Source organism: Labedaea rhizosphaerae (assembly GCF_004362825.1).
Lineage (GTDB): Bacteria > Actinomycetota > Actinomycetes > Mycobacteriales > Pseudonocardiaceae > Labedaea > Labedaea rhizosphaerae.
In genome coordinates, this window is record NZ_SNXZ01000002.1 from 507,135 (window position 1) to 533,372 (window position 26,238).

Sequence of the window (26,238 nt, forward strand, 5' to 3'; positions counted from 1 at the left end):
ATCAGAAGTCGGCGACCATCGCTTTGCGCAGGAGGTTCAAGGCCCGGCGCTGAGCCACCCGGACCGCGCCTGCGGTCATCCTCATCGCCTGTCCGGTTTCCCGCGAGGACAAGCCGGCCAACAGGCGCATCGCGAGGATGTCGCGTTGACGGTCGCTGAGGCGGTTCATCAGGACACCGATCCGAGCTGCGCTGTCCCGGACGACCACGGTGGGCTCGGGACCGGGCGCCGGGTCCATGTGGTCCGGGACTGTCGACCCGTTGTCGCTGCGGTCACGCCCGCACTTGCGGTGGTGGTCGACGACTTTGTGGCTCGCGATGCCGTAGAGGAACGCCCAGAATCGTGGCGGTCTCCCCGAAAGTCGACAACCCGGCGAGCAGGCCGACGCACACCTCCTGAACCAGGTCGTCGACGTCACCGTTGGCGGCGGATCCGGTGCCGATCCGCGCACGGCAGTAGCGGGTGAGCGCCGGACGGACCCACAGGAGCAGCTGGTTGATCTCCGCCGTGCCACCACCGATCGCCGCCTCGACCACCGCCTCGAAGGCCGCCGTGCCCAGCTCATCAGGTCCCGGTACGGCGCCGACCGTCACCGATTGTGGCCCCGCCATCGATACTCACCCCGGGTGTCAGCGCCAACAGGACACCACCGTCAGGGTCTGGGACAGCAGGATTTGGAGCTTATGCGGCGCGGTGATCACCAGCAGCCCGGCCCGAACCGGCCGACCATCACTTGATGGCGTTGATCGGTGACGGCAGCGCAATGCTGGACGCGATGTCGGCGTTGCGGGTGCGGATGGGCGAGGCCGTGTCTGGCGCCCTACTCGCCGGACAGTCGCACGGCATCGAGCTCGTCCAGCACGGCCGACAACGCGGCCGGCACCGTCGTCACCAACCCACGAATCGGCTGGTGCCAATCCGAAAGCAACAACATCTCGGCCAACGCACGCGTGCGCAGGTCCGGTTCGAGCAACTCCGCGAACTCGACCAGCGCCGCCGCCCGGTCGTAGGGGTCGTAGATGGTGTGCGCGATGCGTACGGCGCGGTGTACGTCAATCGCGCTGGCCGCCTTGGCCACCCCCGCCATGACCTCTTCCCATTGTGTGTCGCAGAGCGCGGTTCCGAGTTCCTCGGCCCGATCGAGCAGCGTCGATGCCCGGGCCGCGTCACCTGCCGCGGCAGCGACCCGGGCGATGGAAGCCAGTGACCGCACCTGGCGACCCCGCTTCCACTCGACGTCTTCGTCGAATGCCGGGATGAGCGCCGCCGCCCGGTCCGCGAAGGCGACGGCTCGATCGATGAGGCCACCGGCCGCGGCCGACTCGGCCAGGTCCCGCCACGCATCGAGCCGCAAGTCGGGGTCCTCGACGGCGGTGGCGAGCTGCTCCGCCGCCGAGAGCAACTCGGCCGCGCGACCGAGCTGCCCGGCCATCCCCAAGGCCTCCGCAGCGACCCCACATGCCTCCCGCAGGGCGGTCCCAGTGAGCCCGTCGGAGTCTCCGCCAGGGGCGAGCAACATGTCGACGAGCACGCTCACCCGATCCACCTCGCCGAGCAATCCCGCGGCTTTGGCCGCCCGACCGAGGGTCCGTATGCGGTCATAGGCAAAGTCCAGCGTCGGCTCCAGTTCGACCACCCGGTCGAGCAGGACACCGGCACGAGCATCACCCGTCGCGGCGGCCGCCCGCGCCAGCGAGGCCCACACCGATGCGTCCAGGCCGTCCTTCCCGGCCAAGCGGGCGACCGCCGCCGACCGCTCGGCGAGTGCACTGGCGCGGATGCCGTCGCCGGCCAGGGCCGCGGCCCTGGCCAGCTCCGCGAGTGCCTCGCCGTGCTCGTAGTAGCTGTCCTCGATCGCATCGACGAGAGCCTCGGCCTGATCGACAAGGGCGGCTGCCCTGTCCTTGACCCCGACGATGGTCGCGATCTCCGGCACGATGGCCAGGCCCTCCGGCGAATCATCCGGATCGATCTCGGCAAGCGTGAGCTCTTCGACCGAACCGAGCAGCGCGTCGGCCCGGTCGAAGTCGCCGGAATCGGCCGCAGCCTTGGCCAGCATGACCACCAGGTACGGATTCGTGGAGTGGTCGATCGGCAGTCCGGACTCGGCCGCGGCCACATGGGCCAGGGCGCCGGCCGAATCGCCGGCCGCGGCCGCCGCCTCGGCCGCCGCCGCGAGTGCCCACAGCTCGGAGTCAGGCTGCTGCGCGAAAGAGGTCAGTCCGTCGGCCCGAGCCTGCTCGCCGGCGGCAGTCAGTGCCGCGTGTACGCGAGCCATTGCCTGCACGACGTCCATGGGCAGTGGCGGTGGCTCGTTCGTCCACGGGTCTTCGGCCTGGGCGAGCAGCCGGATCGCGCGGTCGTGATCGCCCAGCACCGCGGCCGCAGCCGCCAGCAGACCCCCGCGTATCCGCGCCTCGTCCTGGTCGGTGTCGGCCAGCTCCACCAGCCGGCGTGCGCGGCCCCGGTCGCCCGCGACGATCGCCGTCCAGGCCACGGACGCCAGCGCGTCCGAGCGCCACCCTGAGTCGGAGATGGACGACGCGATGGTCTCGGCCCAATCCAGGTCACCGGTCTCGGCCGTGGCCGCCGCGACATGGAGCAACGCATGCCACTGCTCGGTCTCCAGGGTGATCGAACCGGCCATGGCCACCGCTCGGTTGACCTGACCCAGCAGTGCCCACACCGCCGGCAGCCTGACCGGGATGTTGCGGTTGCGGGACCTGAGGTGGTCGCGGTGGATGGCCAAGCGCACCAGGGCGATCAAGTCGGGTCGTTCCTGAGTGGCGATGGCATCCAGGCAGGTGCTGAGCTCCGTCTGGGCAGCGGCGTCGCCACCGGAGAGATCGAGCATCCGGTCCTGGCGAGCGGGATCTGTTGCGCAGGCGACCATGGCGGCATGGTCACCGGCCTCGGTGACCATGCGGAAGTAGCCGCCCAGCAGATACTCCGGCGTGTCCTCGGGCCAACCGCGCTCGCGGTACCGGCGGAACCAGGCGTGCAGGCGCTCGCGATAGCCGGCCAGCCGGGTCCGCCCGAGCATGTCCAAGGCCGTGACCTGCAGCTCCTCGTGGGCGAGCAGGTAGACGTCGGGCGCGACGTTGGGGAGGAAACGGCTGGCGGTCGTCGCGAAGCTGCGGCCGGAGACGGTCTTGAGCCGGTTGCGGACCTCCCAGGCGGAGGTCTCGGTGAGCTCGGCCAGGTCCTCAGCGGACAGGCCGCCGCCGGCGGCGGCGACGAGGCCGAGCAGGTCCAGTTCCGTGCGGGTTCCGTCGAGCAGCCGCTGGAGATCGCGTTCCATCTCATGGCGGAGGGCCTCGGCCTCGGGCGACGGCCGCAGCGGACGGACGATGGCGTGATCCCTGAGGGGGTGATGCTCGCCAACGTCCCCGGGGATGGGTGGGTTCGGTCGGCCGGCGACGATGACCCGCATGCCGGCGGGCGGGTCGGCGGGCAGGAGGCCGGCAATGCTGTGCCCCGAGTGGGCGCCGCGGTCCTCGTCGAGGCCGTCGACAAGCAGCACGAACGACTCGCCCCGCCGCCGGCACACCTCAGCGGCTTCGGTCAGCAGCCCCAGCAGGTTGCTGTCCTGGTTGTACGCGGTCAGAAATGGCGGCAGGCTCTGGCCGAGCAGGGCCAGCAGCTGCTCCATGACGTTGTCGATGAACGCGGCCCGGTCGTTTTGGCTGGCCAGCCGCGCGGTGACGAAGAACGACACGATCCGCACGCCGGCCGGCGGATGGAGCACGAACGAGGACATGAGCGCGGACTTGCCGGACCAGGCGTTGGCCCGCCACCACACGTACTTGCCCACACAATGCGGTGACGTGCAGAACCGGGCCAGCTCGGCCAACTCCTCCGCCCGGCCGTAGAGCCGCGGCGGCGCGATGCGGCGGACCTGCTGGTGGTAGTTGGTCGTCACCGGAGCGCCGGTGATGAGGTTGATGTCGCCGATGTGCACGCCGGTATTGGCGTAGCCGCCGTATGACGCAGTCGCGTCGCCGCTGTTGGAGACCTTGCCGTCCACAGTCAGTCCAGTTCGGCGCCGGTCACCGCGTCCCCGCCTCCGGTGGCCTCGGCGTCACCGGTTCGCCGCACCCGAATCGAATCGGTCGAGCCGTGGCCAGACACGCCGGTGATCGCCCGTCCGCCGGAGGCCGTGGCCTTGCCCGTGCCGGACACGACCACGGTCTTGTTCGACGCTGGGGCCCGCACAGCCGCCCACACGGCGACACCGATGGCGGCAACGGCACCGAGAGCCGAGGCCGTGGTGGCGATCCGGTTCGCGTCGTCCCATCGGGCGACAGCGAACCAGATTCCCAGCCCCGCCACCACCACACACGTGACCAAGAGAACGACACGGCTCGTGTTCATGCGAACACCATCGCACCAACGCAGCCGGGCGTGACGGGGTGGTCACCCGGACGGGCTCACCAGCCCACGGCGACCTGGAGGTACTGCGGGTCGCCGTGGGAGACGAAGGAGGACTGGCCGGCGACGTCGTCGTAGGGGAAGCCGTAGGCCAAGCCGTTGAGGGCGTGGTCGTGCCAGAACTTCGCGTAGTAGTTGGCGGGCGCGGCGGAGTAGTACAGCGACGGGTCCTGCCACTGCGACTGCGGCAGGTGTGCGGTGTGCCGGTTGAGCGCCGCGCACATGTTCGGGTTGCCCGCCAGGCTCCCCGCACAGCCGAAGATGTTCGACGTGGGTTCGTTGACCCCGACGGAGTTCGCGTAGCTGGTGAAGTAGTTCGCGTTCACGCCGCCCGTGCGGAACGACGTGTCGCTTCCGGGCGCGATGATCCGGTACGGGGCCTGGGTTTGCGCCAGCACGTCGAACTGCGCGGGCACCGCGTCCACGAACTTCTGGAAGGTCACCGCCCGGTCCTCGGCGAAGGTGGCCCGGTCCTCACCGACCTGCACGTCGTAGCCGTCGTGCGCGTGCAGCCGCATGGCGAGTTTCAGGCCGAACGCGTCGACACGGGTGGTGTTGCCGTTGAAGACGTCCGGGCCGACGGTGAACTCGATGAAGTCGTAGTACTGGCTGTTCGCTGAGCCGAGGTAGAAGTACATGCGCCCGGCCGAGTTCGCGGGCATGTCCAGGTACTGCTGCTGGGCGATCGAACGCACCTGCCCGCCGAAGCTCCAGTAGACCTGGCTGTCCGGGTACCTGCCGTTGGTGCGGTTGAGGATCTGCACGGTCAGCACGTTCTGGGCGGCCGGGATACCGCTGGTGTCACCCCAGAAACTGTCCGGCGGTGGCGGGTTGCCGCCGCCGGTGCCGAAGATCTTGAACTCCCACAGCGAGTAGCCGTACGGCGTCGCCCGCGCGGTGCCGTACATCCGCAGGTAGCGGCCGGTCCCGGCGACGTTGAGGGCGGTCGTGCCGCCGGTGCCGGCAGTGGTCGAGTAGAGGGTCGTCCAGGTGTTGCCGTCCGCGGAGATCTGGACCTGGAAAGCCTTGGCGTAGGCGGCTTCCCAGTCCAGTTCGACCCCGCACACCGTTGCGGTGGCACCGAGGTCGACGCGCAGCCACTGCGGGTCGGCGAACGCGCTCGACCAGCGGGTGCCAGCGTTGCCGTCCACGGCGGCGCTCGCGGGCGTGCTGCCGTTCTCGGTCGACGAGGCGGTCGCGGTCTTCTGCACAGCGATGTTGTTGCCGCACGCGGAAACCGCCGCCGCAGTGCTGGGCGTGACCAGCGCACCCACCACACCCGCCACGGCGATGAGGGTCACCGTGCGCAACACGCGCAGGAAATGAGGACGGTTCATCGGGCAACTCCTCTCCAACGGTGAGCGCGCCACGCGGAAGGCTGCCATCCCACGCTGTTTCAGCGGATGCCGGCCTGTCAAGCAAGCGGCAACCAATTGCCCGATCGACCCCGTGCCCGGCCCAGATGTTGCCCGAAAACCCTTGGTGTGCAACGCGTCCACGCAACGCGCGGCTCGGCCAGAAGATGGAGGGTCCTGGAGGCGCCAGCGCACCCGCTTACCGTGGGACGGCTCGCCAATGTTTTCGCCAGCGGAGCAACTGAGACTGCACCACCTGCGTTGGGCGACCGTGCACAGCCGGTTGGGTGATCACAGAAAGCTGCGCGAGGTCCGACGTCAACCGCGTCGTCCCCCGTGGTCGCGGTCAATTGGCCACAAAGGTGCCGGGTCAGCGGCTTGGATTCGTTGCCGTGAGCAGGAAGTCGCCGGTTGCCGCGGCGAGCTCGGCCGGTTGGTCGAGTGCGATCAGGTGCGCGGCGCCGTCGATGACGACCAGCGTTCCGTTCCGGGCGCGGTCGGCGATCGTGGCAAGGGCGGGGATCGGGGCGGCGGTGTCCGCCGAGCCGGCCACGGCCAGCACCGGCGCCTGGACGGATGGCAGCTGGTCGGCGACATCGAATCCGGCCAGGTTCTGCCACGTGTACGCCCACCGCTGCGGTGAGGTCGCGAGTACGCACTCACGCACGTAGTCGACCGCCGGGCCGCCTTCGGCGAGCGTTGACGCGGTGAACCAGCGGGCCAGCGTGTCGTCGAGTTGGGCGGCGACGCCGTCGAGACCGCGTCGCGCCCGCTCGTTCATCACGTCGGCCGGGAACCGGCTCGAGGTGCCGATGGCGGTGACCGTGCTGAACCGGCCGGGTTCGGTGACGGCGGCCTGCTGGACCACGGCCCCGCCGAGCGACAGCCCGGCCAGGTGCACCGACCGCGCGTCGGCGCCCACGAGGTCGACCACCTCGCCAAGGTCGGCGGCGAGTTGCTTGATCCCGCCGGTCATCGGGGCGTCGGCGGCGTCACCGTGGGCGCGCAGGTCGTAGGCCAGCAACGCCCACGGCTCGTCGCAGGCCCGCATCCGGTCGGCGAGTGCGGTGGCGAACCGGGACCAGAGGTGGCGGTCCAGCAGGGCCGAGTGCACCAGGACGCACAGGTGCGCGGGGCCGTCCCCGCCGGTGCGCAGTTCGCTCGCGCTGGTCTCGTGGTCGGACAGGCGGAGCCGGCGAGCACCGGGCAGCCGCGGCCAAGTGCCGGTCAACTCGCACTCCCGGAGTCGTTGCGGCGCAAGGTTTCCAACACGAGCTTGCCGGCCTCGCGGACGTGCTCCTCGCACGCGATCCGCGCACCGTCGGCATCCTCGGCCGTGGCCGCTTCGACGATCCGGCGCAGCTCGGCCAGCGACGCGTCGGCCCGGCCCGGCGCCTGCAGCGACAGGCCGCGCAGCAACTGGACACGGGCGTGGATGCCACGCAGCATCTGCCGGACCATGGCGTTGCCCGCGCCGTCGACCAGCACGTCGTAGAACCGGTCCTTCGCCGCCAGGCGGGCCCGCAGGTCCTGCTGCTCGAACGCCGCGGCGACCCCGTCGAGGGCGGCGACCAGCTCGGCCCGCTGCTCCTGGCTGGCGCGCTGGGTGAACAGCATGCCGGCCAGCCCCTCCAACGACATCCGGACCTCGTAGAGGGCCTGGGTGTCGGCGGCGGAGAGCTCGGTCACCACCGGGCCGTGGTTCGCGATGATCGTGATCAGGCCCTCGGACTCGAGCTGGCGGATCGCCTCGCGCACCACGGTCCTGGAAACGCCGAACGTCTCGCAGAGCGGCGCCTCCACCAGCCGGTCACCCGGCGCGAAGTCACCGCCGACGATCATGCCCCGCAGTTGCTCCACGACCTGCATCCGCAACGGGGCCGCGACCCGCGTCACCCCCCGTGCCCCGGCCACATCGCTCCTCTCGCCTGCGGGTGTCACCCGCGATTCTTCCACGCCGTCTCGCTCCACTCCCCGAGGTCGGACGCCATCCGATCCCGCGTCCCGAGACCAGTCTTCCATTCCCGTCATTCGATGATACTGTCCGACGGTATTACGGTATACGAAACCAGCGAGGACCGCCCGATGCCCATAGCGACCGTGGACCCCACCAGCGGCGAGACCGTCCAGAAGTTCGAGCCGCACGACCCGTCCGAGGTGCAGCGGCGCCTGGCGCGGGCTCAGCAAGCGTTCGAACACCTCGCGACGACCTCGTTCGCGCAGCGCGCCGGCTGGTTGCGCGCCGCTGCCGACCTGCTGGAGGACGACCTGGCCACCGCGGCCGACATGCTCGTCACGGAGATGGGCAAGCCGATCGCGCAGGCCGAGGCCGAGGTTCGCAAGTGCGCCAAGGCAATGCGGTTCTACGCCGAGCACGCCGAGGCGTTCCTCGCCGACGAGCCGCTGGCCGCACCCGAGTCGGTCGGCGCCCGCCGCGCGAGCGCCGGGTACCGGCCGCTCGGCGTGATCCTCGCCGTGATGCCGTGGAACTACCCGCTGTGGCAGGTCGTGCGGTTCGCCGCGCCCGCGCTGATGGCGGGCAACGCCGGCCTGCTGAAGCACGCCTCGAACGTGCCCAGGGCGGCGCTCTACCTCGACACCCTGTTCGAGCGCGGCGGTTTCCCCGCCGGTGCCTTCTCGACGCTGCTCATCGGCGCCGGTGACGTCGACGCGGTCATCCGCGACCCGCGGGTGCGGGCCGTGACGCTCACCGGTTCCGAGCCCGCGGGCCGGGCGGTCGCGGCGACGGCCGGTGCCGTGGTGAAGAAGACCGTGCTGGAACTGGGCGGTTCGGATCCGTTCGTCGTCATGCCATCCGCGGACGTCGCGAAGGCGGCCGAGGTCGCCGTGCGGGCGCGGGTCCAGAACAACGGCCAGTCCTGCATCGCGGCGAAGCGGTTCATCGTCCACACCGACGTCTACGACGAGTTCGCCACGGTGTTCGCGCAGCGGATGTCGGCCCTCGTGGTCGGCGATCCGCGCGACCGGGCCACCGACGTCGGCCCACTCGCGACCGAAGGCACCCGCCGCGACCTGGCCGAGCTGGTCGACGACGCGGTCGCCCGGGGCGCCGAGGTGCTCACCGGCGGCTCGGCGCCCGACCGGCCCGGCTGGTTCTACCAGCCGACCGTGCTGGCCGGCCTCACCCCCGACATGCGCATCGTCACCGAGGAGACGTTCGGCCCGGTGGCCTCGCTGTACCGGGCCACGGACCGGGAGGACGCGCTGCGGATCGCCAACGGGACCGACTTCGGGTTGTCCAGTGCCGTGTGGACGGACGACGCCGAGGAGGCGGACTGGTTCGTCCGGCACCTGGACGCAGGCGCGGTGTTCGTCAACGGGATGACCACGTCCTACCCGGAACTGCCCTTCGGGGGCATCAAGAACTCCGGCTACGGCCGGGAACTCGCCGCCGCGGGGATCCGCGAGTTCTGCAACCTCAAGACCGCCTGGCGCGGCTGAGTCCTCTTAGGATTGACATAGGGAGCCAGCAATGACGCTGCACGACACGAACGCCGACCGGGGTGTCGACGTCTCGGTGGGGCAACTGCTCCGCGCCCTGGACCGCTCGAGAATGACCGCCAAGCACGTCGGCCTGTACGTCGTGAGCGCCTTGGGGCACTTCTTCGACGGCTACGACGTCCAGGTCATCGGCGTGATCCTGCCCGCGATCACCCTCGCGTTCCACCTGCCCGCGGGCCAGGCCGGCGTGCTCGGGTCGAGCACCGCGTTCGGCATGTTGTTCGGCGCGATCTGCGTCGGCTTCGTGTCCGACCGGATCGGCCGCAAGTCGGCGCTCATGCTCGCGCTGGGCGTGTTCGCGCTCTTCAGCCTGCTGTCGGCGTTCCCGCCGAACTTCGGGTGGCTGGTCACCTTCCGCGTCCTGACCGGCGTCGGCCTGGGTGCCGAAGTGGTGACGATGTACGCCTACATCTCCGAGTTCCTGCCCGCGCGGTTGCGCGGGACGCTGCTGACCACGAGTTCGATGTTCTGGCAGCTCGCGTCGGTCGTCGCCGCGGTGCTCGCGATCGTCGTCGTGCCCGCGTTCGGCTGGCAGGGCATGTTCGTCATCGGTGCGCTGCCCGCCGTCGTCGTGGTGGTCATCTGGCGGATGCTGCCCGAGTCGGTGCGGTTCCTGGTGGCCCACGACAAGCTGTCCGACGCCACGCGGATCGTCCGTGACCTGTCCAGTGTGGACCCGAAGGACGTGCCGGCCGACACCGACACCAAGGCGGCGGCCGAGACGGCGGAGAGCGTGAAGCAGCTGTCGGTGAGCGACCTGTTCCGCGGCAAGTTCGCCCGGCTGACCCCGGGTGTCTGGCTCATCCAGTTCTTCAACGGGTTCGTGTTGTTCTCCATCGTGACCTGGCTGCCGTCCATCCTGGTGGCCAAGGGGTTCACCTTCGTCCACTCCCTGCTCTACGTCGCGGTGATCGTGGGCGTCGGTGCCTTCGGCAACGTCGGGGCCGGGCTGGTGCTCAACCGGATCGGGCGGCGCAAGGCGATGCTGCTGTTCTTCGTGCTGGGCGGCATCACGCTGATGATCTGGGGCGTGCAGTCGACCGGCGTCGGCATCCTCGTCCTCGGCGCCATCTCCAGCTTCTTCATCTACGGCGTCAGCGGCGCCGTCTACACCTACACCAGCGAGATCTACCCGACGACCCTGCGCGCCACCGGCACCGGCTGGTCGGGCGGGGCGCAGCGGGTCGGCGCGATCGTGGCGCCGTCGGTGATCGGCTGGATGATCGGCTCGCACCTGCCCATCATCAGCGTGTTCATCCTGCTCGCCGTCGGCTTCATCGTTGCCGCCGTCGCCGTCTTGTTCCTCACCCACGAGACCGGCTCGCGCACCCTGGAGGAGATCGAGGCCTCGGTCATCGCGACCCGGTGACCGATGTGATCAACACAGCAAACCATGGAGGAGATGTGACCGAATCGATGGCCGCGCGGGGCGACCGGATCCGGCGCGAAGTGCTGGGGGACGAGCACGTCGACCGGTCGAACCAGAACGCGAGCCCGTTCAGCAAACCCGTCCAGGACCTCGTGACGGAGTACTGCTGGGGCGTGGCCTGGGGCGACGACACGCTCGACCGCAAGACGCGCAGCCTGTTGAACATCGTCATGATGGTGGCGCTGAACCGCAGGCACGAGCTCGAGCTGCACACCAAAGGGGCGCTGCGCAACGGGGTCAGCCCCGAGGAGATCCAGGCCGCGTTGATCCAGGCCACGATCTACTGCGGCGTGCCGGCCGGGATGGAGGGCTTCCGCGCCGCGGCGAGCGTGGTCGACGAGGAAGGGCGATGACCGACGCGAACCACCGCAGAGTGGGGCTGATCGGAGTCGGCAACATGGGTGGCCGGATCGGCAAGCGCTTGCACGACACCGGCATCGAGATCGTCGGCTACCACCGCGAGACTGAGAAGGTCCGGAGGTGGGGCCTCGAACCCGTGGGCTCTGTGCGGGAGCTGGCCGAGTCGGTGGACGTGGTTCTGTTGTGCCTGCCGGATTCGCCGGTCGTGGAGTCCGTCGTGGACGAACTGCTCCCGTTCACGCGGGCGGGGCAGGTGATCGTCGACGCCACGTCGGCGCTGCCGCAGTCGACCCAGGCCTTGGCGGCCGCGGCGGCGGAACGCGGCGTGGACTACGTGGACGCTCCGGTGTCCGGTGGCGCCCGCTCGGCACCGAAGGGCGAGCTGACCGTCATGGTCGGCGGCGCCCCCGAGGTCGTGGCGCGCGTGCGGTGGTTGTTCGAGGCGATCGCGTCGAGCATCCACCTGATGGGTCCCGTCGGCTCCGGTCACCTGACCAAGATCCTCAACAACTTCCTCAACGCCGTGTCCCTGGCCGCCACCAGCGAGGTGATGGTCGCCGGACGGGCCGCGGGCCTGGACGTGCACGCGCTGCTGGACGTGCTGTCGGTCTCCAGCGGACGCAACTACGCGGTGGAGACCCGCTTCCCGTCGATCATCGAAGGCAACTACCTGGAAGGGGGCATCACGGTCGACCTCATGATCAAGGACGTGGTGTCCTATTTGGACCAGGTGACCCGCCTGCACGCCGTGTCCCCGGCCGGTTCCGGGGTGCTCTCGGCGTTCCGGCTGGCCTCGACCCTCGGCTACGGCGACCAGATCAACAACCGGGTCGTCGACGCCATCGGGGACGCGGCCGGCGGCGTCCGCCTGCACAGCTGAATCCAAGGAAGGAATTTCATGCCAGTCACGCAGAACGTGCTCGGCGACGGTGTCGCGGAGATCGTGTTGTCGCCCGGCGAGGACGGCACCGGGCCGGCCGTGACCACCGCGGAGATCCGCGAGCTGCGGTCGTACGTGTTCGACGCGCACCGCGACGAGCGCCGGGTCACGCTCATCCGCCAGTCCGGCCCCGACTTCTGCCTGGGCCGGGTGCCGGACGCCGACGAGCACGGCGAGCCGGCGATCTACCAGCTGCTGGCGTCCACAACGGACTTGTGGGCGAAGGTGCCCGGCATCACCGTGGCCGCGGCGTCGGGCCGGGTGCAGGGCTTCGGCGTGGGCTTCGTGATGCAGGCCGACATCAGCGTGGTGGCCGACGCGACGACGTTCCGCTTCCCGGAGATCGAGGCCGGTTTCGCCCCGTCGATCGTGGCGGCGTGGCTGGCCCGCCGGGTGGGGTGGCAGACCGCGGCCCCCTGGCTGCTGACCGCGATGCCGGTGCCCGCCGCGATCGCCCTGCGCAACGGCCTGGTGAGCGAGACCGCCGCCGATCCGGATGCCCGCGCCCGCGAGTTCACCGAGACCCTCCTCGGCCTGGACGACTACTCGTTGCGGGAATGCAAGCGGTTCGGTCGCATGGCCGAGGACCTGCCGCGCGAGGCCTGGGTGTCGACGGCGGTCGACTCGCTCGTGCGCCAGCACGTGCAGGCGGTGGAGAACAAGAAGTGACGGACTGGACGGTCACCCCGCTGCACGTGGGCACGCTGCACCGCAAGCGGCGCAACTTCCTCTACCTGGCCGGTGGCGACGAACCGATCGACGTGCCGGTGCTGATCTTCCTGCTGGAGCGCGGCGGTCAGCGGCTGCTGGTCGACTCCGGGTGCAGCGACCCGGCCACCACGACGCAGCACCAGCCGTTCGAGCGCCCGGACGAACTGCACCCGCTGGCCGTGCTGGCCGCGCGCGGCATCGAGCTCGGCTCGATCGACGCCGTGATCACCACGCACCTGCACTGGGACCACGCGTCGGGCAACCACCTGTTCCCGGACGCCGAGTTGTTCGTGCAGCGGGCCGAACTGGAGTACGCCCGCGCCCCGATCCAGTGGCACGCCGAGTCCTACGAAATCCACAACCCACGCCGGGACACCGACTGGGCGCTGGACCGCTACACCACCGTCGAGGACGGTGCCACGATCTCCGGGGGTGTGACCGTGCTGCTGACGCCCGGTCACACCCCCGGCATCCAGGCGGTGCTCGTGGAAACGGCGTCCGGCCTGGTCGTGCTGCCCGGCGACAACGTCCCGACCTACGACAACTGGGCCGGCCGCCCGCCGGAGTGGACGCACATCGCGGCCACCAACCACTACGACCTCGGTGCCTACGAGAAGTCGTTGCGGCGCCTGGAGGAAACCGGCGGCCGGATCGTCCCGTCGCACGACTTCCGCGTGCTGGAGGAGGAGAAGCCGTGAGTGTCGCGTTCGTCGGACTGGGGAAACTCGGGCACCTGCTGGTCGGGCACCTGGTGCCGGTCGCCCGCGAACGCGGCATCGAGGTCGGAGTCCTGGACATCGACCCCGAGGTGACCGCACGCGTGGCCTCCGACACCGGGGCCACCGCCCTGACGTCACTGCGCGGGTTCACCGGTGTGCTCGCCCTGTGCGTCACCAACGCGGACGCGGTCCGCTCGGTGATCGACGACGCGATCGAGTGCGGCGTGGTCGTGGACGGGTCGGTGGTGCTCGACTTCTCCAGCGTCCCACCGGAGTTCGCGATCGAGCAGGCGGACCGGCTGGCCGCCCTCGGCGCCAGCTACCTGGACGTCCCGCTGACCGGCGCGATCCCCGCGGCCGTCACGGGCGAGATGATCGCGATGGCCGGTGGCGACCGGGACGCGCTGGACACCGTGTCGTGGATCGCGGAATCGTTCTGCAGCAAGGTCGTGTGGACCGGGGCGTCCGGCAACGGCGCCCTGCTCAAGACGATCAACAACTGGATCGGCAACACCGCCGCGGTGGCCGCGATGGAGGGCATCGTCATCCTGCGACGGGCGGGGCTGTCCAACGAGGCGATCCTGGAGGTGCTCAACGCGGGACCGGCCGTGACCTACTTCTCCGCCAAGCGGTACCCGCGTTACCTGGCCGACCGCGAGGCCTTCTCCGGGGCCGAACTGGGTCTGGCCACGAAGGACCTGCACATCGCCGCCGAGGCGGCCAACGCCGCGGGCGCCACGCCCGTGCTGAGCATGCTCGCCAAAGACCTCTGGCAGGGCGCCGTCACCAAATACGGCAGACACGGCGACATGCTGCGCATGCTGGACTACATCAGCCGGTCGACGTTCGGCGCCTCGTGGGAGGAGATCGACGGCTCCGAGCGTTGAGTTCGCCGTGGCACAACGTGTAGGTCCGTCCAGCACGCCGCGGATGCGCGCGCCAACGTCTGGCGGTGTCCCGATGCCAGCCCGTCGGATGCGTCGGCGGCCGCGGGGGGCGTCATCGTGCCGAGCAGCGCGACCGCGGCCAGGCCCGCCAGTACCCATCGTGGTCGTATGGGACCTCCCCGCCCTGGCATCCGCCGAACGGGGCTCTCGATCCACAGCGAACACACAGCTTCCAGCTAGGAAATTGCTAAACAGCGGCAAGAGGGTTGCCGCATGAGGCGGGTGCGTTTTTCCAAAGCTTGGCTGGTCAACGGGATCCTGGTCGTGGTGCTCGTCGCCGCGGGATTCGTCGCTTACGAGGCGTTCGCGCCGGATTCGACCACGGCACAAGCACAAACGCGCAGCACTCCGGTGCGGCGCGCCACGGTCACCGAGACCGTGTCCGCGTCCGGCACGCTGGCCAGCACCTACACCGGCGCGGCCGACTTCGCCGGGTCGGGCGAGGTCACGGCGATCGACGTCAAGGTCGGCCAGGTGGTCAGCAAGGGCCAGAAGCTCGCCACCCTGGACCGCACGCAGGCCACCCAGCAACTCGAGGTGGCCAACGCGAATCTCGCGGCCGCCGACGAAGACCTGGCCAACGCCAACTCGACGCCCGCCACCGGCCAGCAGCAGCAAAATGCGACGAGCACGACGTCGCTGCAAGCCAAAGTGGACCAAGCGCGACTGGACGTGCAAACCGCGCAAACCGCGCTCGACAACACGGTCCTCAAAGCGCCCGGCGCGGGCACGGTGACCGCGATCAACGGCGCGGTCGGCCAGCCGGCCTCAAGCGGATCGTCCGCCAGCAGCCAGGCCACGACCGGCAGCCAGTCCGGTCAGAGCGCGAGCGGCAGCGGTTCCGCGTCCTCGTCGAGCAGCAGCGGGTTCATCGTCATCACCAACCTGAAAGCCCTCGTGGTGGACACCTCGGTCGCCGAGATCGACGTGAGCAAGGTCAAGGCGGGCCAGACGGCCACCGTGACGCTGAACGCGTTGCCGGACGACCCCGTCCAGGCCAAGGTGTCCTCGGTGGACCTCACGCCGACCACCAGCGGCAGTGTCGTCTCCTATGGCGCGAAGCTCACCTTGACCAACCCGCCGAAGGACCTCCGGCCCGGCCAGACCGCCAGCGTCGTGATCACCGTCGCCGAAGCGCGGAACGCGCTGACCGTCCCGGCCGCCGCGGTGCAGACCACCGGTGACACCAGCACGGTGACCGTCGTGGAGAACGGCCGGGACGTGCCGCGCCAGGTGCAGGTCGGACTCCGAGGCGAGTCGACCGTGCAGATCACTTCGGGGCTGACCGAAGGTGAGAACGTCGTGCTCACGGCCACCGCCGCGACCGGCACCCAGCGCGGTGGCGGCGGCGCGGCCGGCGGCGGCTTCCCCGGCGGCGGGACCGGTGGCTTCGGCGGTGGCTTCGGCGGTGGCGGCGGCCGTGGCGCGGGCGGTGGCCGCTGATGCGGCCGGTGATCGTGGTCTCCCAGCTGCGCAAGACCTACGGCACGGGCGAGACGGCCGTGCACGCGCTGCGCGGGGTCGACCTGACGGTGTGGCCGGGCGAGTACGTGGCGATCATGGGTGCGTCCGGCTCCGGCAAGTCGACGCTGCTGAACATGCTGGGCTGCCTCGACGTCCCGACCTCGGGCAAGTGCCTGCTCGACGGCTTCGGCGTCGGCCGGCTCAACGAACGCCAGCTCGCCCTGCTGCGCAACCGCAAGATCGGCTTCGTGTTCCAGTCCTTCAACCTGGTACCACGGGTGTCGGCACTGGCCAATGTGGAGCTGCCGCTGGTCTACAGTGGACTCCGACGAGCGGCTCGACGCAGGCGTGCGCTGGCGGCGCTCGACCTGGTCGGCCTGAGCGACCGCGCACGGCACCTGCCGAACGAGCTGTCCGGCGGGCAGGGCCAGCGCGTGGCCGTGGCGCGGGCGCTGGTCACCGGACCCGCGATGCTGCTGGCCGACGAGCCGACCGGCAACCTGGACCGGGCGAGCACCGAGGACGTGCGGCCGTGATCCTGCTGATCGCCGTGGGCAACGGCGCGTCGGCCGCGATCACGGCGAGCATCCAGGGGCTGGGCACCAACGTCGTCACGGTCTCCCCCGTGCGCGGCGGGCAGGACGCGTCGGCGCGCCCGCTGACCACCCAGGACGCGCACGCGCTGGTCGATCCGGTCGGCGCGCCGGACGTCAAGTCCTCCTCGCCCGTGGTCAACACCTCGGCGACCGCGACCTACGGACAGACGTCGTACGACGTCGGCAGCGTGGCGGGCACCGAGCCGGCGTACTTCGCGACCACCAACCGCGAGGCCGCCGACGGGCAGCTGTTCACCAGCGAGGACGTGACGACCGCACGCAAGGTCGTCGTGCTCGGCGCGACCACCGCCCAGTCGCTGTTCGGGACGCAGGAACCGGTCGGCAAGAACGTGTTGCTGAACGGCATCCAGTTCACCGTCGTCGGTGTGTTGCAGGAGAAGGGCAGCACCGGCCTGCAGAACTCCGACGACGTCGCGATCGCCCCGATCTCCGCGGTGCAGAACTCCCTGTCGGGCTACGGCAGCCTCAGCCAGATCGTCGTGCAGGCGTCGAGCGCGGACTCGATCTCACTGGCGCAGGCCGAGATCACCGCGATCCTCGACGCCCGGCACGGCATCCGGGCGGGCGCCACGGCGGACTTCCAGATCCAGAACTCCGCGCAGCTGCTGGAAACCCGGACCTCGGCGACGGAGATGTTCACCGTCCTGCTGGCCGCCGTGGCCGCGATCTCGTTGCTGGTCGGCGGGATCGGGGTCACCAACATCATGCTGGTCACGGTCACCGAGCGGATCCGGGAGATCGGCATCCGCAAGGCGATCGGCGCGCCGCGCTCGGCGATCCTCGGCCAGTTCCTCGCCGAGGCGACCATGCTGAGCCTCTTCGGCGGCCTGCTCGGCGTCGCGATCGGCTTGATCGGCAGCCGGTTCACCATCTCGGGCATCAAGCCCGTCGTGGTGCCCTCGTCGATCCTGCTGGCGTTCGCCGTCTCCGCCCTCATCGGGCTCTTCTTCGGGAGCTTCCCGGCCAACCGCGCCGCCAAGCTGCGGCCCATCGACGCCCTCAGGCACGAGTAGGAGCCCATTCGTGAACATCGAGCCGTCGACCGAGCCGACCGCCGAGCAGATCGTGGCCACCCCCGCGGTCGAGGGCGACCTGAACACCGACATGCGCCGCGCGGCCCGCCCCGTGTCGAAGCCGACGATGGTGCTCGCCGGCATGACCGCCGCGGTCGTGGTGTTCGCCGCTGGCGCCTGGACCCATGCGGCGCTCGGGTCCACGTCGAACTCCGGCCCAGCCCGTGGCCAGAACTTCCCCCAGGGCTACGGCCGCGGCAATGCCGGCACGACTGGCACGACCGGCGCGACAGGCACCACCGGTCGGGCCACCACCGGCACGATCGAGAGCATCGACGGCACCAAGCTCACCCTGCGCACCGCCCAGGGCGGCGAGGTCACGGTGTCCACAACGGACTCCACGACGGTTTCGGTGAGCCAGAAGGGCGAACTGAGCGATCTCAAGCCGGGCGCGAAGGTCGTCGTTCAGGTGCAGCAGGGCGACGACGGCGCGCTGACCACGTCCTCGATCACTCAGCAGACCGCCCGCTGAGACCGAACGCGGCCGCCACCGCGGCGACGAGCACCGCCGCGATCGCGATCACCGCGGTCGACGACCACCGCAGGATCACCGCGCCCGCGCCGGCACCGACGAGCATGGCCGCGATGGAGCCGAGCCGGCGGTGCGGCTTGGCTCCCGGCCCGCCCGCGAGCGCGCTGTCCGCGGCGAGACCGGTCATGGTCAAGGTCAACACGGTCGTGGTCAGATCCGGCGCGCCCAGGTGCCGAACGGTGCTGTTCTGCACGCCAAGCGCGATGGCCAGCACCGCGATGGTGGCGTAGTTCCCGTGCCCGGTCATCGCCAACACGCCGACCCCGACGAGCACGGCGACCACCGCGACGATGACGGCCTCGACGGCGAACGCGATCATCAGCCACCGCGCGGTCCGGCTCCCCGCGAGCCCGTGCGCGACCCGTCCCCCGGCGAACGCGCCGACCACGAACCCGGCGATCGCGATGATGGCGGCCACCGCGGACAACCCGGCGCCGGGGTCGATGCTGAAGCCGAGGAAGACGACGTTGCCGGTCATGTTGGCCACGAACACGTGCCCGAGCCGCAGATAACTGACGGCATCGACGAGACCGGTGACCGCGGTCAGGACGAGCATCGCGGTCACGGTCTGCCTGGCGCCCAGCGGTGAGGTGACAGCCACCGCCGAACCCTACGACTACGTGTCCAGCAAGGCGAAAAAGTCCTCGACCACCCGCTCGTCGTCGCGGTGTGCGGGTGGCGATGTGGCCGGATGAGCAGGCTGCGCGGTAAGGGACCGCGTCGCCCGATTCGGCGCGCTGGGCTCGCGGTGCCTTCGTCAGCCCGGACGGCGGCTAACGATAGCCCTGGCAGTTGGCGGCTACTTCGGCATCCCAGGTCCCGTTGGCCAGCTGGTTGTCATACACCAGAACCCACGGGCCACAACCGAAGTAGTCACCGTTCAACTCTCTGACAGCGGCCGACTGGGCGGCCGACGACGTGGCTCCGTAACCTTCGGCGTAAGCGACAAAGGTGTACTGCGTGTGCGGCGACGCCGCCGCCGGGGCCGCGAGCCCGATGGCGACCGGAACAGCGGCCAAAGAAGCGACAAATACGGAAAACCGTAACCTGATCATGAGCACCCATTCATCACTGGTCACGAAAATGCCGACCTGACCACGATGACAGGTCGAACTGCCGGGCCGGTAGACCGCCAGCCACAACACTGCCCGTCTGAACAATGCCGTCTTCACCACGTGCGGACGCTATTCAGGTGACTGCTGCATTCGGGTGCATGCTGCGGAAAGCGCCAGGCCGAGCTCACCTCACGGCCACCGGTCGACCAGTTCGATGAGGTTGCTGCCCTCGGGGTCAGCGATGTAGGCGAACTGCGACTCGCCACGCGAGTCCACGGCGGGCAGGGTGATGAGGGTCAGCTCCCGCCGAAACTGCCTGCAGGGCATCTGTTGCGCAGCAAGGTCACACCGGCTTGTCGCTGTGCACATCTCATGGGCGCCCTTCCCGCCGGCGACCAGGGTGCGGGCAGGAACGTGGCAGGTTTGTTGCAGAGGCGTGGAGCAGGGTGATGGTCCCGAACACGACTCGACCATCAGGGAAGGGACCATGACCACCTTGCGCAAACTGCTCCTGGCGCTGACCGCAGCCACCGTCACCCTCGGGGCGCCCGTGCTGGCGGCCGGGCCGGCGCTGGCCGACACGTGCAACTCGTTGGGGCACCCGCACTACTACAACTCGTCGGTCGGCGAGTACGTCAATGACACCTCTGTGACGATCTACAACTGCGGGGACACCGAGACCAACCAGGACTACATCAAGGTCCGCAACAGCCACGGCAGCGGGATCTCCGGCTGGGCGGGCACCCTGTACCGGAACCTGCCGCCCTACACGTACTGGATGACCATCCCGCGCGTGTACAACGGCGACTGGAACTCCAAGGTCAGCTGGTATTCGCTGCAGGCCCGGATTCACTACACCTACGCCGGTCACTACTACACCTTCACCGGCAACAACTAGCCCCGTCGAGCATCGTCAGGGCCCTCCGGCAGGCGGGGCCGCCCAGTTCCCCGTAGAGGTCGGTGGCCTCCTGCCCCGCGGCGTCGGCAGCGGGCATGTCGCCGAGGCGGTGCCGCACGCGCGCCAGCACGGTGAGGGCGCGTGCGCGGCCTGCCGGGTGCCCGGCGCGGTGGAACCACCGCAGTGCACAGTCCCCAATGGACTGTGCTTCGGTCAGCTCGCCGCGGCGCAGGTGCACGCCGGCCCGCACCGCCTGCGCCTGCCCGGCGATCACCTGCATGCCGGTGTCGCGGGCGATGGCGTACGCGTGCGTGGCGACATCGTGCGCCCGGGTGTCCTCGCCGCGGGCGTAGTGGCTGCGGGCGAGGCCGATCAGGGCTTCGCCGATGTCGTAGCAGGTCCCGTCGGTGATGACGGCGTCGAGCCCGGCGCGGTAGTGCGCGGCGGCAGCGGGCGACCCGTCGATCAGCAACAGCATGCCGATGACGTTGAGGCGCAGCGCGTCGTCAACCGCTACGCCGTCGTCGCGGAGGGCCTGCACGGCGCTCATGGTCGAGGCGGCCCCCGCCTTGTCGCCGGTGCTCGCCTGGGTTCTCGCCAGATACAGCAACAGCGCGCCCTCGGCGAGGTGCTGGTGATCGGCGCGGCTGATCCGGATCGCTTCGCGCAGGCACCGCTCCGACTCGGCGTAGCGGCCCAGCAGCCACAGCACGTCGCCGAGGTTGCCGAGGGCCAGCGGCCTGGCGATGTGGCCGCCCAGCGGCGAGTCGTCGGACAGCAACGTGCGGTAGCAGCGCTCGGACTCGGTCAGTTCGCCCGAGTCCTTCAGCGCGGTGCCGAGGTTGTTGAGCGCCGACGCCGCTGCCTTGGCCTGCCCGGCCAGCAGGTTGACCTCGATCGACCGGCGGTAGAAGTCCAGGCCGGCGGCCAGTTCACCGTCGTCGGTGTGCACGAGGCCCTGCTGGTTCAGCGAGATCGCCATGGCGTGCGGCCAGTCGAGCCGCTCGGCGAGCCGTTGCGCGGTCCGGCTGTGGTTCTTGGCCCGGTCGCGGCCGCCGGCCCGCCAGTGACCGCCGGCCAACATGAGGTGCGCGACGCACTGGCCGACAAGATCGTCCGTCCGGTCCGCGGCGGCCAGCGCCGCGGCGCCGAACGCCACCTGCTCCGTCCGGGTGCCCCTGGTGCTGAAGTAGCCGCGCAGCGCGTTGGTGATCAGCCACGCCACGGCCGGGGTGTCCCCGTCGGCCGCCGCCCGGACGATCATCAGCAGCGTCGGGCATTCCGCGTTCAGCCAGTCCAGCGCCTCGGCCGTGTCCCGGAACGGCTGCACCTGGTATGCGGGCAGGCCGGCGTGCCCGGGCGGCGTGAGCAGGCCCGCACCGTATGGGATGACTGCTGCCGCGGCTGTGGTCTTGGCCAGGTACCAGCCGATCAGCTGTCGCTGCGCCGCGTCCCGGACCGGCTCGGCGTCCTCGGCCGCCGCACAGGACAACGCGTGGAACCGCACCAGGTCGTGCATGCGGAAGCGGCCGTCGTCGCGGCGCTCCAGCAGGTGGGCTGCCACCAGACGCCGGACGCTCGCGCGCGACGCGGCCGGCGTCAGGCCGGTGACGACGGCGATGGCGGACACGTCGAAGTCGGCGCCGGGCATCATGCCCGCGCGCCGGTAGACCAGCCGGTCCACCCGGTTGAGCGCGTCGTAGGACACCGCGAACGTGGCATGCACGGCGGCGCCGTCGTCACCGGGCAACCGCAACGCGGGCAACGGGTTCCCGCGCAATTCGGCCACGGCGTCGGCAAGGGTGAGGCCCTGGGCGGCGACGTTGGTGGCCGCGATCCGCAGTGCCAGCGGCAAGCGGTCGCACACGGCCACCAGCTCGGCCGCCGCCCCGGGCTCGGCCGCGACCCGGTCGGCCCCGAGCAGCCGCGCGAGCAGGTCCCGGCCCTCCCCGTCACCCAGCACGTCGAGGCGCACCAGCACGGCGTCGTTGAGCCCGGCGAGACCGGCCAGCTCGGCCCTGCTGGTCACCAGCACCACGCACCCGGACGAGCCCGGCAGCAGCGGCCGCACCTGCTGTGCGCTGCGCGCGTTGTCCAGCACCATGAGCAGCCGCCTGGCCGCCAGCAACGACCTGAGCAGGACCGACCGCTCGTCCCCGTCGAGTGGGACGTCTCGGTCGGCGACGCCGAGGGCGCGTAGGAAACCAGCCGCGGCATCGGCCGGGTCGACCGGTGCGAGCTCACCGTGACCGCGCAGGTCCACGTACAGCTGGCCGTCGGGGAACTGGTCCCGTACCCGCTGCGCCCAGTGCACGGCCAGCGCGGTTTTGCCGACCCCGCCGACGCCCCCCACGACGCAGATCGCCGGTCCTGCCCACGCCCGTCGCTCCAGGAGCTTGTCCAGCACGGCCAGCTGCGCCAGCCGTCCGGTGAAGGACGGGAGGTCCGCGGGCAGGTGAGCGGGCTCGGTCCTCAGCGGCCGCGCCCGGCCGAGCGGGTCGAGCGCGGGGTCGGCGCGCAGTACCTGTTCGTGCAGTGCGCGCAACGGTGGACTCGGCTCGGTGCCCAGCTCGTCGACGAGGGTGCGCCGCGCGTCGTCGTAGGCGGACAGGGCGTCCGCGACCCGGCCGCACCGGTACAGGGCGAGGATCAGGTGGGCCCGCAGGTTCTCCTGCAGCGGCCGTTGCGCGACCAGCCCGGTGAGCTCGGCCAGCACGTCGCGGTGCCTGCCTGAGCGCAGGTCGCACTCGATCCGCTGCTCGAGCAGATCCCAGCGACGCTCGGCGAGCACTGAGCGCTGAGCGGCGAGGAACATCCCCGGCAAACCGTCCAGCGGTTCGCCCTGCCACCACCGCAGCGCGTCGGCGAAGCCGTCCGCGGCCGCGGACCAGTTCCCGGCCTCGCGAGCTTCTCTGGCAGCGGACGCGGCGCGCTCGACGGCCCACACGTCCAGCGCGCCTGCCCCGGGGTCGAGCAGGTAACCATCCGAGGTCCGGTGCAGGCCTACCGAGTCGCCGAGCACCTTGCGCAGGCGGTGGACGTAGGAATGCACGACGGCCTGACCGGTGCGCGGCGGCGTGTCGTCCCAGACCGCGTCGAGCACACGCTCGGTCGGCACCGGGCGGTTCGCGTGCAGGGCCAGGACCGCGAAGACAGCGCGCTGCCGCGAAGGACCGAGGTCGACCGCCTCACCGTGGCGCTCGACCCGCACCGGTCCGAGCAGCCGCACCACCACCGGCAACCGCATACCGCAGTCTGCAAGCCGCGGGCGCCGGCGCCCCGGCAACGGGCAGGGCAGTCACCCTTTCGGCTCAACCGATACATCCGGTTCTACCGAATCACCGACCTGTCCTTTCGCAAAGACATTACGGTGCTGGGCACATTCCTATTCTTCGGCGTCGACCACCTGCTCACCCGCGTCCGCGACGAGGTGCCTGAGGTGGGCGCCAACCGGATCGTCGCCGACCACCCGCCATCAGACTCGCGTGCCGCTGCCCTACGCCGGACGTTGACCGAACTGGAAGGACCGGACGTCTTCCAACTCGCAGACGCATTCCTCCCGAACCTCGCAGAACAGGAAGACCGGGTGATCGAAAGCCTACGCACTTTGCTGCGTTGATCACCGAGAACTCAACGACGGCGAAGCGAGGCACTGACAACCACCAGACCTATATGCCGAACTTGGCCGAACCGTCGACTACCGTTCACCGTCACCGGGTATGAGTGCGCTGGCACCGGCTAGGTGTTGCGGCGTCGCCGAAACCGCCCCACCGAAGCCGCAGGCGCGTAGGCTGTGGTACCTCGGATTTCTGCTGAGGGGGAACATGCTGGTCCTGTCGGTGGTCAACATGCTGGAGGAGGCTGCCTCCTCAGATAATGTGGAATACCTCGGCGGCAATATCAGCGATCTGGACAATTTGTTCGATCCTGCGAATCTCGCGTGCCTGAACGAGTTCGCGGACGCGCTGTGCTTCCTTGCCTTCCACCCCACTGCTGACCGTGCTCTCGCGGACTACGTGCGCTCCGGCACGCTTCCCGACGACAGTGGTCCCAGAACCTTGGTCATGTTCACCTTGGACCAGCCCGTTCCCGGCGCGGTGCGGGTCGGATCCGACTCGATGCGGGTGTGGGCCGAGATCACCGCCGGCGTTCACCCAGCCTATGAGGCAGTACGCGCGTTGTACGCCGGTCAGCCCGCCCCTCCGCTTCCTGGCCTTGTGCTGTTCGACGACCTCGCGCACGGGGAGCGGACCATTTACCTCCCGCTTGCCTCCTTGACGTCCGAACAAGACGTCAGGGCGCACTTGCGGCAGGTGTTCTCGCTCGTCGACCATGTCGTCGCGGGAGCAAAACCCGGCCGTTTCCTCGACGACCTGGGTTATGCGCTGCGCAAGCACGGCTTGGCCTTCCACCGAACCGGGCGCACGCCGGTTCGGGAATGGTTGCTCCGCGTTGTCCAGCTCGCGCGGAAGCACCGTGGTGATGTCGTCAGCGTGATCGGACTCCTCAAATGATCGTTGCCGCAGCGCGGCCGGTCACGGGCGCCGAACCGCTGGTGGAGATCATCGACACGCTGCTCATCGAACTGCGGCTGGCCGGCGCTTCCGGTCGACCGAGCCCGGACTACCTGCGGCGACGGCGGTTCATCCGGATGCTCACCGAGGTCGCCGAGGAGGACCTGGGATTGCGGTTCACGGCAAACCTGCCGTTTCTCGGGACGACAGCAGCGGCGACCGAACTCGGCCGGCCGCTCGCGGGCTACACGCTGCGGCTGCCGGACTATCGGCCGAGCACCTGGCTGGAGGACCTTTGGGTGCGGTGGCGGGCATTGGCGCAACCTGACGATCCGCACTGGGAAGCACTCGATCGATCGGGCCGCGACATCGACGACCCGGCGCCCGAGGAACGACGCACGCGCGGTGCCGAGCGCTACTTCCAGGTCAGCTCGTTGCTGCGCGGCGCGATCTGGTGCGGTGTGAACGACGAAGCCGGTGATCCGGTGACCGCCGCCGTGCGCTTCGTCGTGGAGCTCGCGGCGACCGGCCAGGCCAGCAACCGGGCGGCGGCGACGGCCGTGTCGCTGTTGCTCGATGCCGCGGCCGACATCGGGTCAGCCGACGACCTGCTCTGCCGGTTCACCGAGGGACCACGGCCCACTACCGTCGAACAGTGGCACCGAGTGGGTCTGCGCTGGCCCCAGTCTGACGCCGGATCAACGACGTCGCGCGCCGCGCAACAGGCCATGGCCTGGCTGGTCGGCTACGGCCAGGAGCAGCTCGACGACGCCCGTGCGGCCCGGGATTTCGACTCTTGGCGAGTCGCGATGGTCGCGGTCCGCTGCGCCATCACCTGCGTCATCGAAGGGCTGCGGGATCCGCGCCGCATGCCACTCGGGCTGCGCGCGATCATCAGCCAGTTCGACGAGATCTACTGCGACCAGTTCGGCGCTCTCGGCTCCGCTGAAGCCAGGTACCTGGGCCGTCCGGAAATCGAGGGCCAGGTCGTCGCGATACGGACCATTGCCGCGGATCGCCAAGGCCGCCTGGAGGAGGCCCGGTTGGCACGGTTCGTTCAAGAGCGGGCCTTGGTTCCAGCGGAACTCTTCACACTGGACATCCCATACCCAGCCGGCCCGGCCGTGGCGTCGCCGCTACCGCCAGAATGGCACGGCCCGACCTGGCGCACGATCACGGCCGGCAACGCCGAACCCCGAACATTGCGCATCGACCAATCGAGCCCGTACAGGCCCGCCCGGGCGCCTGCGCAGGAGGCGGCCGAGGACCTCTCCAGGGCTGTGCAACAGATCCAGCTTCGGTATCAGTCCCAGGACACCGCGGCCGGTCATCGGATCCTCGCCGAGCTGAGGGCGCGCTACCCCTGGCACGACATGGTGCATGGGCTGAACGCAGAACTGCACCACGCCGACAACAACGTCCATGAGGCCGTTCAGGCCGCCGTCGCCGCCGCGGTCCTGCGCCCGGAGGTCGCCCACTACTGGCTGTGGCTGGCGCGACTGCTCCGCCGGCAAGGCCACGACCAGGCCGCGGCGACGGCAGCGAAGATCGCCCAGTACGCCAACGGCTTCACCGAAGCCATGAAACGGCTGAGCTAGCAGCGACAAACCAACTCCCCACTCCCCCGCACACCGCTGGAACCAGGGACAACGCCATGTCGATGAGCACGTC

At 70.0% G+C, this 26,238-nt stretch carries 25 protein-coding genes and 1 pseudogene; 15 read left to right on the plus strand and 11 right to left on the minus strand.

The genetic code is table 11. The features are described from left to right. Position 1: 1 nt before the first annotated feature. The 7 genes from EV186_RS38845 to EV186_RS11640 form a co-directional block, all read right to left on the minus strand. On the minus strand, positions 2 to 238 hold the full coding sequence (locus EV186_RS38845) for a sigma factor-like helix-turn-helix DNA-binding protein (RefSeq protein ID WP_166659088.1): 237 nt from the start codon (positions 236 to 238) through the stop codon (positions 2 to 4). Positions 239 to 272: 34 nt separating this feature from the next. Beyond that, positions 273 to 611, minus strand: a complete 339-nt coding sequence (locus EV186_RS11615) for a sigma factor (protein WP_133849244.1) — start codon at positions 609 to 611, stop codon at positions 273 to 275. Positions 612 to 820: 209 nt separating this feature from the next. Then, positions 821 to 4,027 (minus strand): hypothetical protein, encoded by a 3,207-nt coding sequence (locus EV186_RS11620; RefSeq protein WP_133849245.1) that lies wholly within the window; start codon positions 4,025 to 4,027, stop codon positions 821 to 823. Between the two features lie 2 nt (positions 4,028 to 4,029). Beyond that, positions 4,030 to 4,374, minus strand: coding sequence for a hypothetical protein (locus tag EV186_RS11625; RefSeq protein ID WP_133849246.1), 345 nt, complete (start codon positions 4,372 to 4,374; stop codon positions 4,030 to 4,032). A 56-nt stretch (positions 4,375 to 4,430) separates the two neighbouring features. Continuing rightward, on the minus strand, positions 4,431 to 5,768 hold the full coding sequence (locus tag EV186_RS11630; RefSeq protein WP_133849247.1) for a beta-1,3-glucanase family protein: 1,338 nt from the start codon (positions 5,766 to 5,768) through the stop codon (positions 4,431 to 4,433). A gap of 388 nt (positions 5,769 to 6,156) precedes the next feature. Beyond that, positions 6,157 to 7,017, minus strand: coding sequence for an alpha/beta fold hydrolase (locus EV186_RS11635; protein WP_166659125.1), 861 nt, complete (start codon positions 7,015 to 7,017; stop codon positions 6,157 to 6,159). After that, on the minus strand, positions 7,014 to 7,700 hold the full coding sequence (locus tag EV186_RS11640; RefSeq protein ID WP_243753976.1) for a GntR family transcriptional regulator: 687 nt from the start codon (positions 7,698 to 7,700) through the stop codon (positions 7,014 to 7,016). The genes EV186_RS11635 and EV186_RS11640 overlap by 4 nt, the downstream gene beginning before the upstream one ends. Before the next feature lie 171 nt (positions 7,701 to 7,871). Between EV186_RS11640 and EV186_RS11645 the strand changes: the two genes are divergently transcribed. From EV186_RS11645 to EV186_RS11695, 11 genes and pseudogenes are all read left to right on the plus strand, one after another. Further along, on the plus strand, positions 7,872 to 9,248 hold the full coding sequence (locus EV186_RS11645) for an NADP-dependent succinic semialdehyde dehydrogenase (protein ID WP_133849249.1): 1,377 nt from the start codon (positions 7,872 to 7,874) through the stop codon (positions 9,246 to 9,248). Between the two features lie 31 nt (positions 9,249 to 9,279). After that, positions 9,280 to 10,677, plus strand: coding sequence for an MFS transporter (locus EV186_RS11650; protein WP_133849250.1), 1,398 nt, complete (start codon positions 9,280 to 9,282; stop codon positions 10,675 to 10,677). Between the two features lie 35 nt (positions 10,678 to 10,712). Continuing rightward, the gene (locus EV186_RS11655; RefSeq protein ID WP_166659126.1) at positions 10,713 to 11,090 is read left to right on the plus strand and encodes a carboxymuconolactone decarboxylase family protein; all 378 of its coding nucleotides are present in this window, start codon (positions 10,713 to 10,715) and stop codon (positions 11,088 to 11,090) included. Then, the gene (locus EV186_RS11660; RefSeq protein WP_133849251.1) at positions 11,087 to 11,977 is read left to right on the plus strand and encodes an NAD(P)-dependent oxidoreductase; all 891 of its coding nucleotides are present in this window, start codon (positions 11,087 to 11,089) and stop codon (positions 11,975 to 11,977) included. The genes EV186_RS11655 and EV186_RS11660 overlap by 4 nt, the downstream gene beginning before the upstream one ends. A gap of 18 nt (positions 11,978 to 11,995) precedes the next feature. Continuing rightward, the gene (locus EV186_RS11665; RefSeq protein WP_133849252.1) at positions 11,996 to 12,706 is read left to right on the plus strand and encodes an enoyl-CoA hydratase/isomerase family protein; all 711 of its coding nucleotides are present in this window, start codon (positions 11,996 to 11,998) and stop codon (positions 12,704 to 12,706) included. Then, positions 12,703 to 13,446 carry an N-acyl homoserine lactonase family protein gene (locus EV186_RS11670; RefSeq protein ID WP_166659127.1) on the plus strand — a complete coding sequence of 248 codons (744 nt, stop codon included), beginning with the start codon at positions 12,703 to 12,705 and terminating at the stop codon, positions 13,444 to 13,446. The genes EV186_RS11665 and EV186_RS11670 overlap by 4 nt, the downstream gene beginning before the upstream one ends. Further along, a complete protein-coding gene (locus EV186_RS11675) occupies positions 13,443 to 14,354 on the plus strand; it encodes an NAD(P)-dependent oxidoreductase (RefSeq protein ID WP_166659128.1) in 912 nt (303 codons plus the stop codon). The genes EV186_RS11670 and EV186_RS11675 overlap by 4 nt, the downstream gene beginning before the upstream one ends. A 273-nt stretch (positions 14,355 to 14,627) precedes the next feature. Then, a complete protein-coding gene (locus EV186_RS11680) occupies positions 14,628 to 15,857 on the plus strand; it encodes an efflux RND transporter periplasmic adaptor subunit (protein ID WP_133849255.1) in 1,230 nt (409 codons plus the stop codon). Then, positions 15,857 to 16,405, plus strand: a pseudogene (locus EV186_RS11685) (ABC transporter ATP-binding protein); the annotation flags it as partial. The gene EV186_RS11680 and the pseudogene EV186_RS11685, both read left to right, overlap by 1 nt. A gap of 5 nt (positions 16,406 to 16,410) precedes the next feature. Further along, positions 16,411 to 17,508 (plus strand): ABC transporter permease, encoded by a 1,098-nt coding sequence (locus EV186_RS11690; RefSeq protein WP_133849256.1) that lies wholly within the window; start codon positions 16,411 to 16,413, stop codon positions 17,506 to 17,508. A gap of 10 nt (positions 17,509 to 17,518) precedes the next feature. Further along, complete coding sequence (locus tag EV186_RS11695; protein WP_133849257.1) at positions 17,519 to 18,040, plus strand: hypothetical protein; 522 nt, start codon at positions 17,519 to 17,521, stop codon at positions 18,038 to 18,040. Here the strand turns inward: EV186_RS11695 and EV186_RS11700 are convergent. The 3 genes from EV186_RS11700 to EV186_RS38850 form a co-directional block, all read right to left on the minus strand. Further along, positions 18,018 to 18,701 (minus strand): YoaK family protein, encoded by a 684-nt coding sequence (locus tag EV186_RS11700; protein ID WP_243753977.1) that lies wholly within the window; start codon positions 18,699 to 18,701, stop codon positions 18,018 to 18,020. The genes EV186_RS11695 and EV186_RS11700 overlap by 23 nt on opposite strands. Before the next feature lie 172 nt (positions 18,702 to 18,873). After that, entirely contained in the window at positions 18,874 to 19,275 is a 402-nt protein-coding gene (locus tag EV186_RS11705) for a hypothetical protein (protein ID WP_133849258.1), read from the minus strand. Positions 19,276 to 19,344: 69 nt separating this feature from the next. After that, positions 19,345 to 19,482 (minus strand): hypothetical protein, encoded by a 138-nt coding sequence (locus EV186_RS38850; protein WP_166659129.1) that lies wholly within the window; start codon positions 19,480 to 19,482, stop codon positions 19,345 to 19,347. Positions 19,483 to 19,642: 160 nt separating this feature from the next. Here EV186_RS38850 and EV186_RS11710 point away from each other — a divergent pair, with 160 nt between their 5' ends. Beyond that, a complete protein-coding gene (locus EV186_RS11710) occupies positions 19,643 to 20,053 on the plus strand; it encodes a hypothetical protein (RefSeq protein ID WP_133849259.1) in 411 nt (136 codons plus the stop codon). Here EV186_RS11710 and EV186_RS11715 read toward each other — a convergent pair. Next, entirely contained in the window at positions 20,037 to 23,300 is a 3,264-nt protein-coding gene (locus tag EV186_RS11715; protein ID WP_133849260.1) for an AfsR/SARP family transcriptional regulator, read from the minus strand. The genes EV186_RS11710 and EV186_RS11715 overlap by 17 nt on opposite strands. 123 nt (positions 23,301 to 23,423) lie before the next feature. On the opposite strand from EV186_RS11715, the gene EV186_RS11720 reads away from it, so the two are divergent. From EV186_RS11720 to EV186_RS11730, 3 genes are all read left to right on the plus strand, one after another. Then, complete coding sequence (locus EV186_RS11720; protein WP_133849261.1) at positions 23,424 to 23,672, plus strand: hypothetical protein; 249 nt, start codon at positions 23,424 to 23,426, stop codon at positions 23,670 to 23,672. Between the two features lie 205 nt (positions 23,673 to 23,877). Continuing rightward, entirely contained in the window at positions 23,878 to 24,567 is a 690-nt protein-coding gene (locus tag EV186_RS11725; RefSeq protein ID WP_133849262.1) for a hypothetical protein, read from the plus strand. Further along, positions 24,564 to 26,165, plus strand: coding sequence for a hypothetical protein (locus tag EV186_RS11730; RefSeq protein ID WP_133849263.1), 1,602 nt, complete (start codon positions 24,564 to 24,566; stop codon positions 26,163 to 26,165). Before EV186_RS11725 ends, EV186_RS11730 begins: the two co-directional genes overlap by 4 nt. Positions 26,166 to 26,238: the final 73 nt, after the last annotated feature.

Excerpts from the sequence above, each read along its gene's own strand:
- EV186_RS38845 (WP_166659088.1), bottom strand. The coding sequence starts at position 238 with ATGGACCCGGCGCCCGGTCCCGAGCCCACCGTGGTCGTCCGGGACAGC.
- EV186_RS11615 (WP_133849244.1), bottom strand. The coding sequence starts at position 611 with ATGGCGGGGCCACAATCGGTGACGGTCGGCGCCGTACCGGGACCTGAT.
- EV186_RS11625 (WP_133849246.1), bottom strand. The coding sequence starts at position 4,374 with ATGAACACGAGCCGTGTCGTTCTCTTGGTCACGTGTGTGGTGGTGGCG.
- EV186_RS11630 (WP_133849247.1), bottom strand. The coding sequence starts at position 5,768 with ATGAACCGTCCTCATTTCCTGCGCGTGTTGCGCACGGTGACCCTCATC.
- EV186_RS11645 (WP_133849249.1), top strand. The coding sequence starts at position 7,872 with ATGCCCATAGCGACCGTGGACCCCACCAGCGGCGAGACCGTCCAGAAG.
- EV186_RS11650 (WP_133849250.1), top strand. The coding sequence starts at position 9,280 with ATGACGCTGCACGACACGAACGCCGACCGGGGTGTCGACGTCTCGGTG.
- EV186_RS11660 (WP_133849251.1), top strand. The coding sequence starts at position 11,087 with ATGACCGACGCGAACCACCGCAGAGTGGGGCTGATCGGAGTCGGCAAC.
- EV186_RS11665 (WP_133849252.1), top strand. The coding sequence starts at position 11,996 with ATGCCAGTCACGCAGAACGTGCTCGGCGACGGTGTCGCGGAGATCGTG.
- EV186_RS11680 (WP_133849255.1), top strand. The coding sequence starts at position 14,628 with ATGAGGCGGGTGCGTTTTTCCAAAGCTTGGCTGGTCAACGGGATCCTG.
- EV186_RS38850 (WP_166659129.1), bottom strand. The coding sequence starts at position 19,482 with ATGCCCTGCAGGCAGTTTCGGCGGGAGCTGACCCTCATCACCCTGCCC.
- EV186_RS11710 (WP_133849259.1), top strand. The coding sequence starts at position 19,643 with ATGACCACCTTGCGCAAACTGCTCCTGGCGCTGACCGCAGCCACCGTC.
- EV186_RS11715 (WP_133849260.1), bottom strand. The coding sequence starts at position 23,300 with ATGCGGTTGCCGGTGGTGGTGCGGCTGCTCGGACCGGTGCGGGTCGAG.
- EV186_RS11725 (WP_133849262.1), top strand. The coding sequence starts at position 23,878 with ATGCTGGTCCTGTCGGTGGTCAACATGCTGGAGGAGGCTGCCTCCTCA.
- EV186_RS11730 (WP_133849263.1), top strand. The coding sequence starts at position 24,564 with ATGATCGTTGCCGCAGCGCGGCCGGTCACGGGCGCCGAACCGCTGGTG.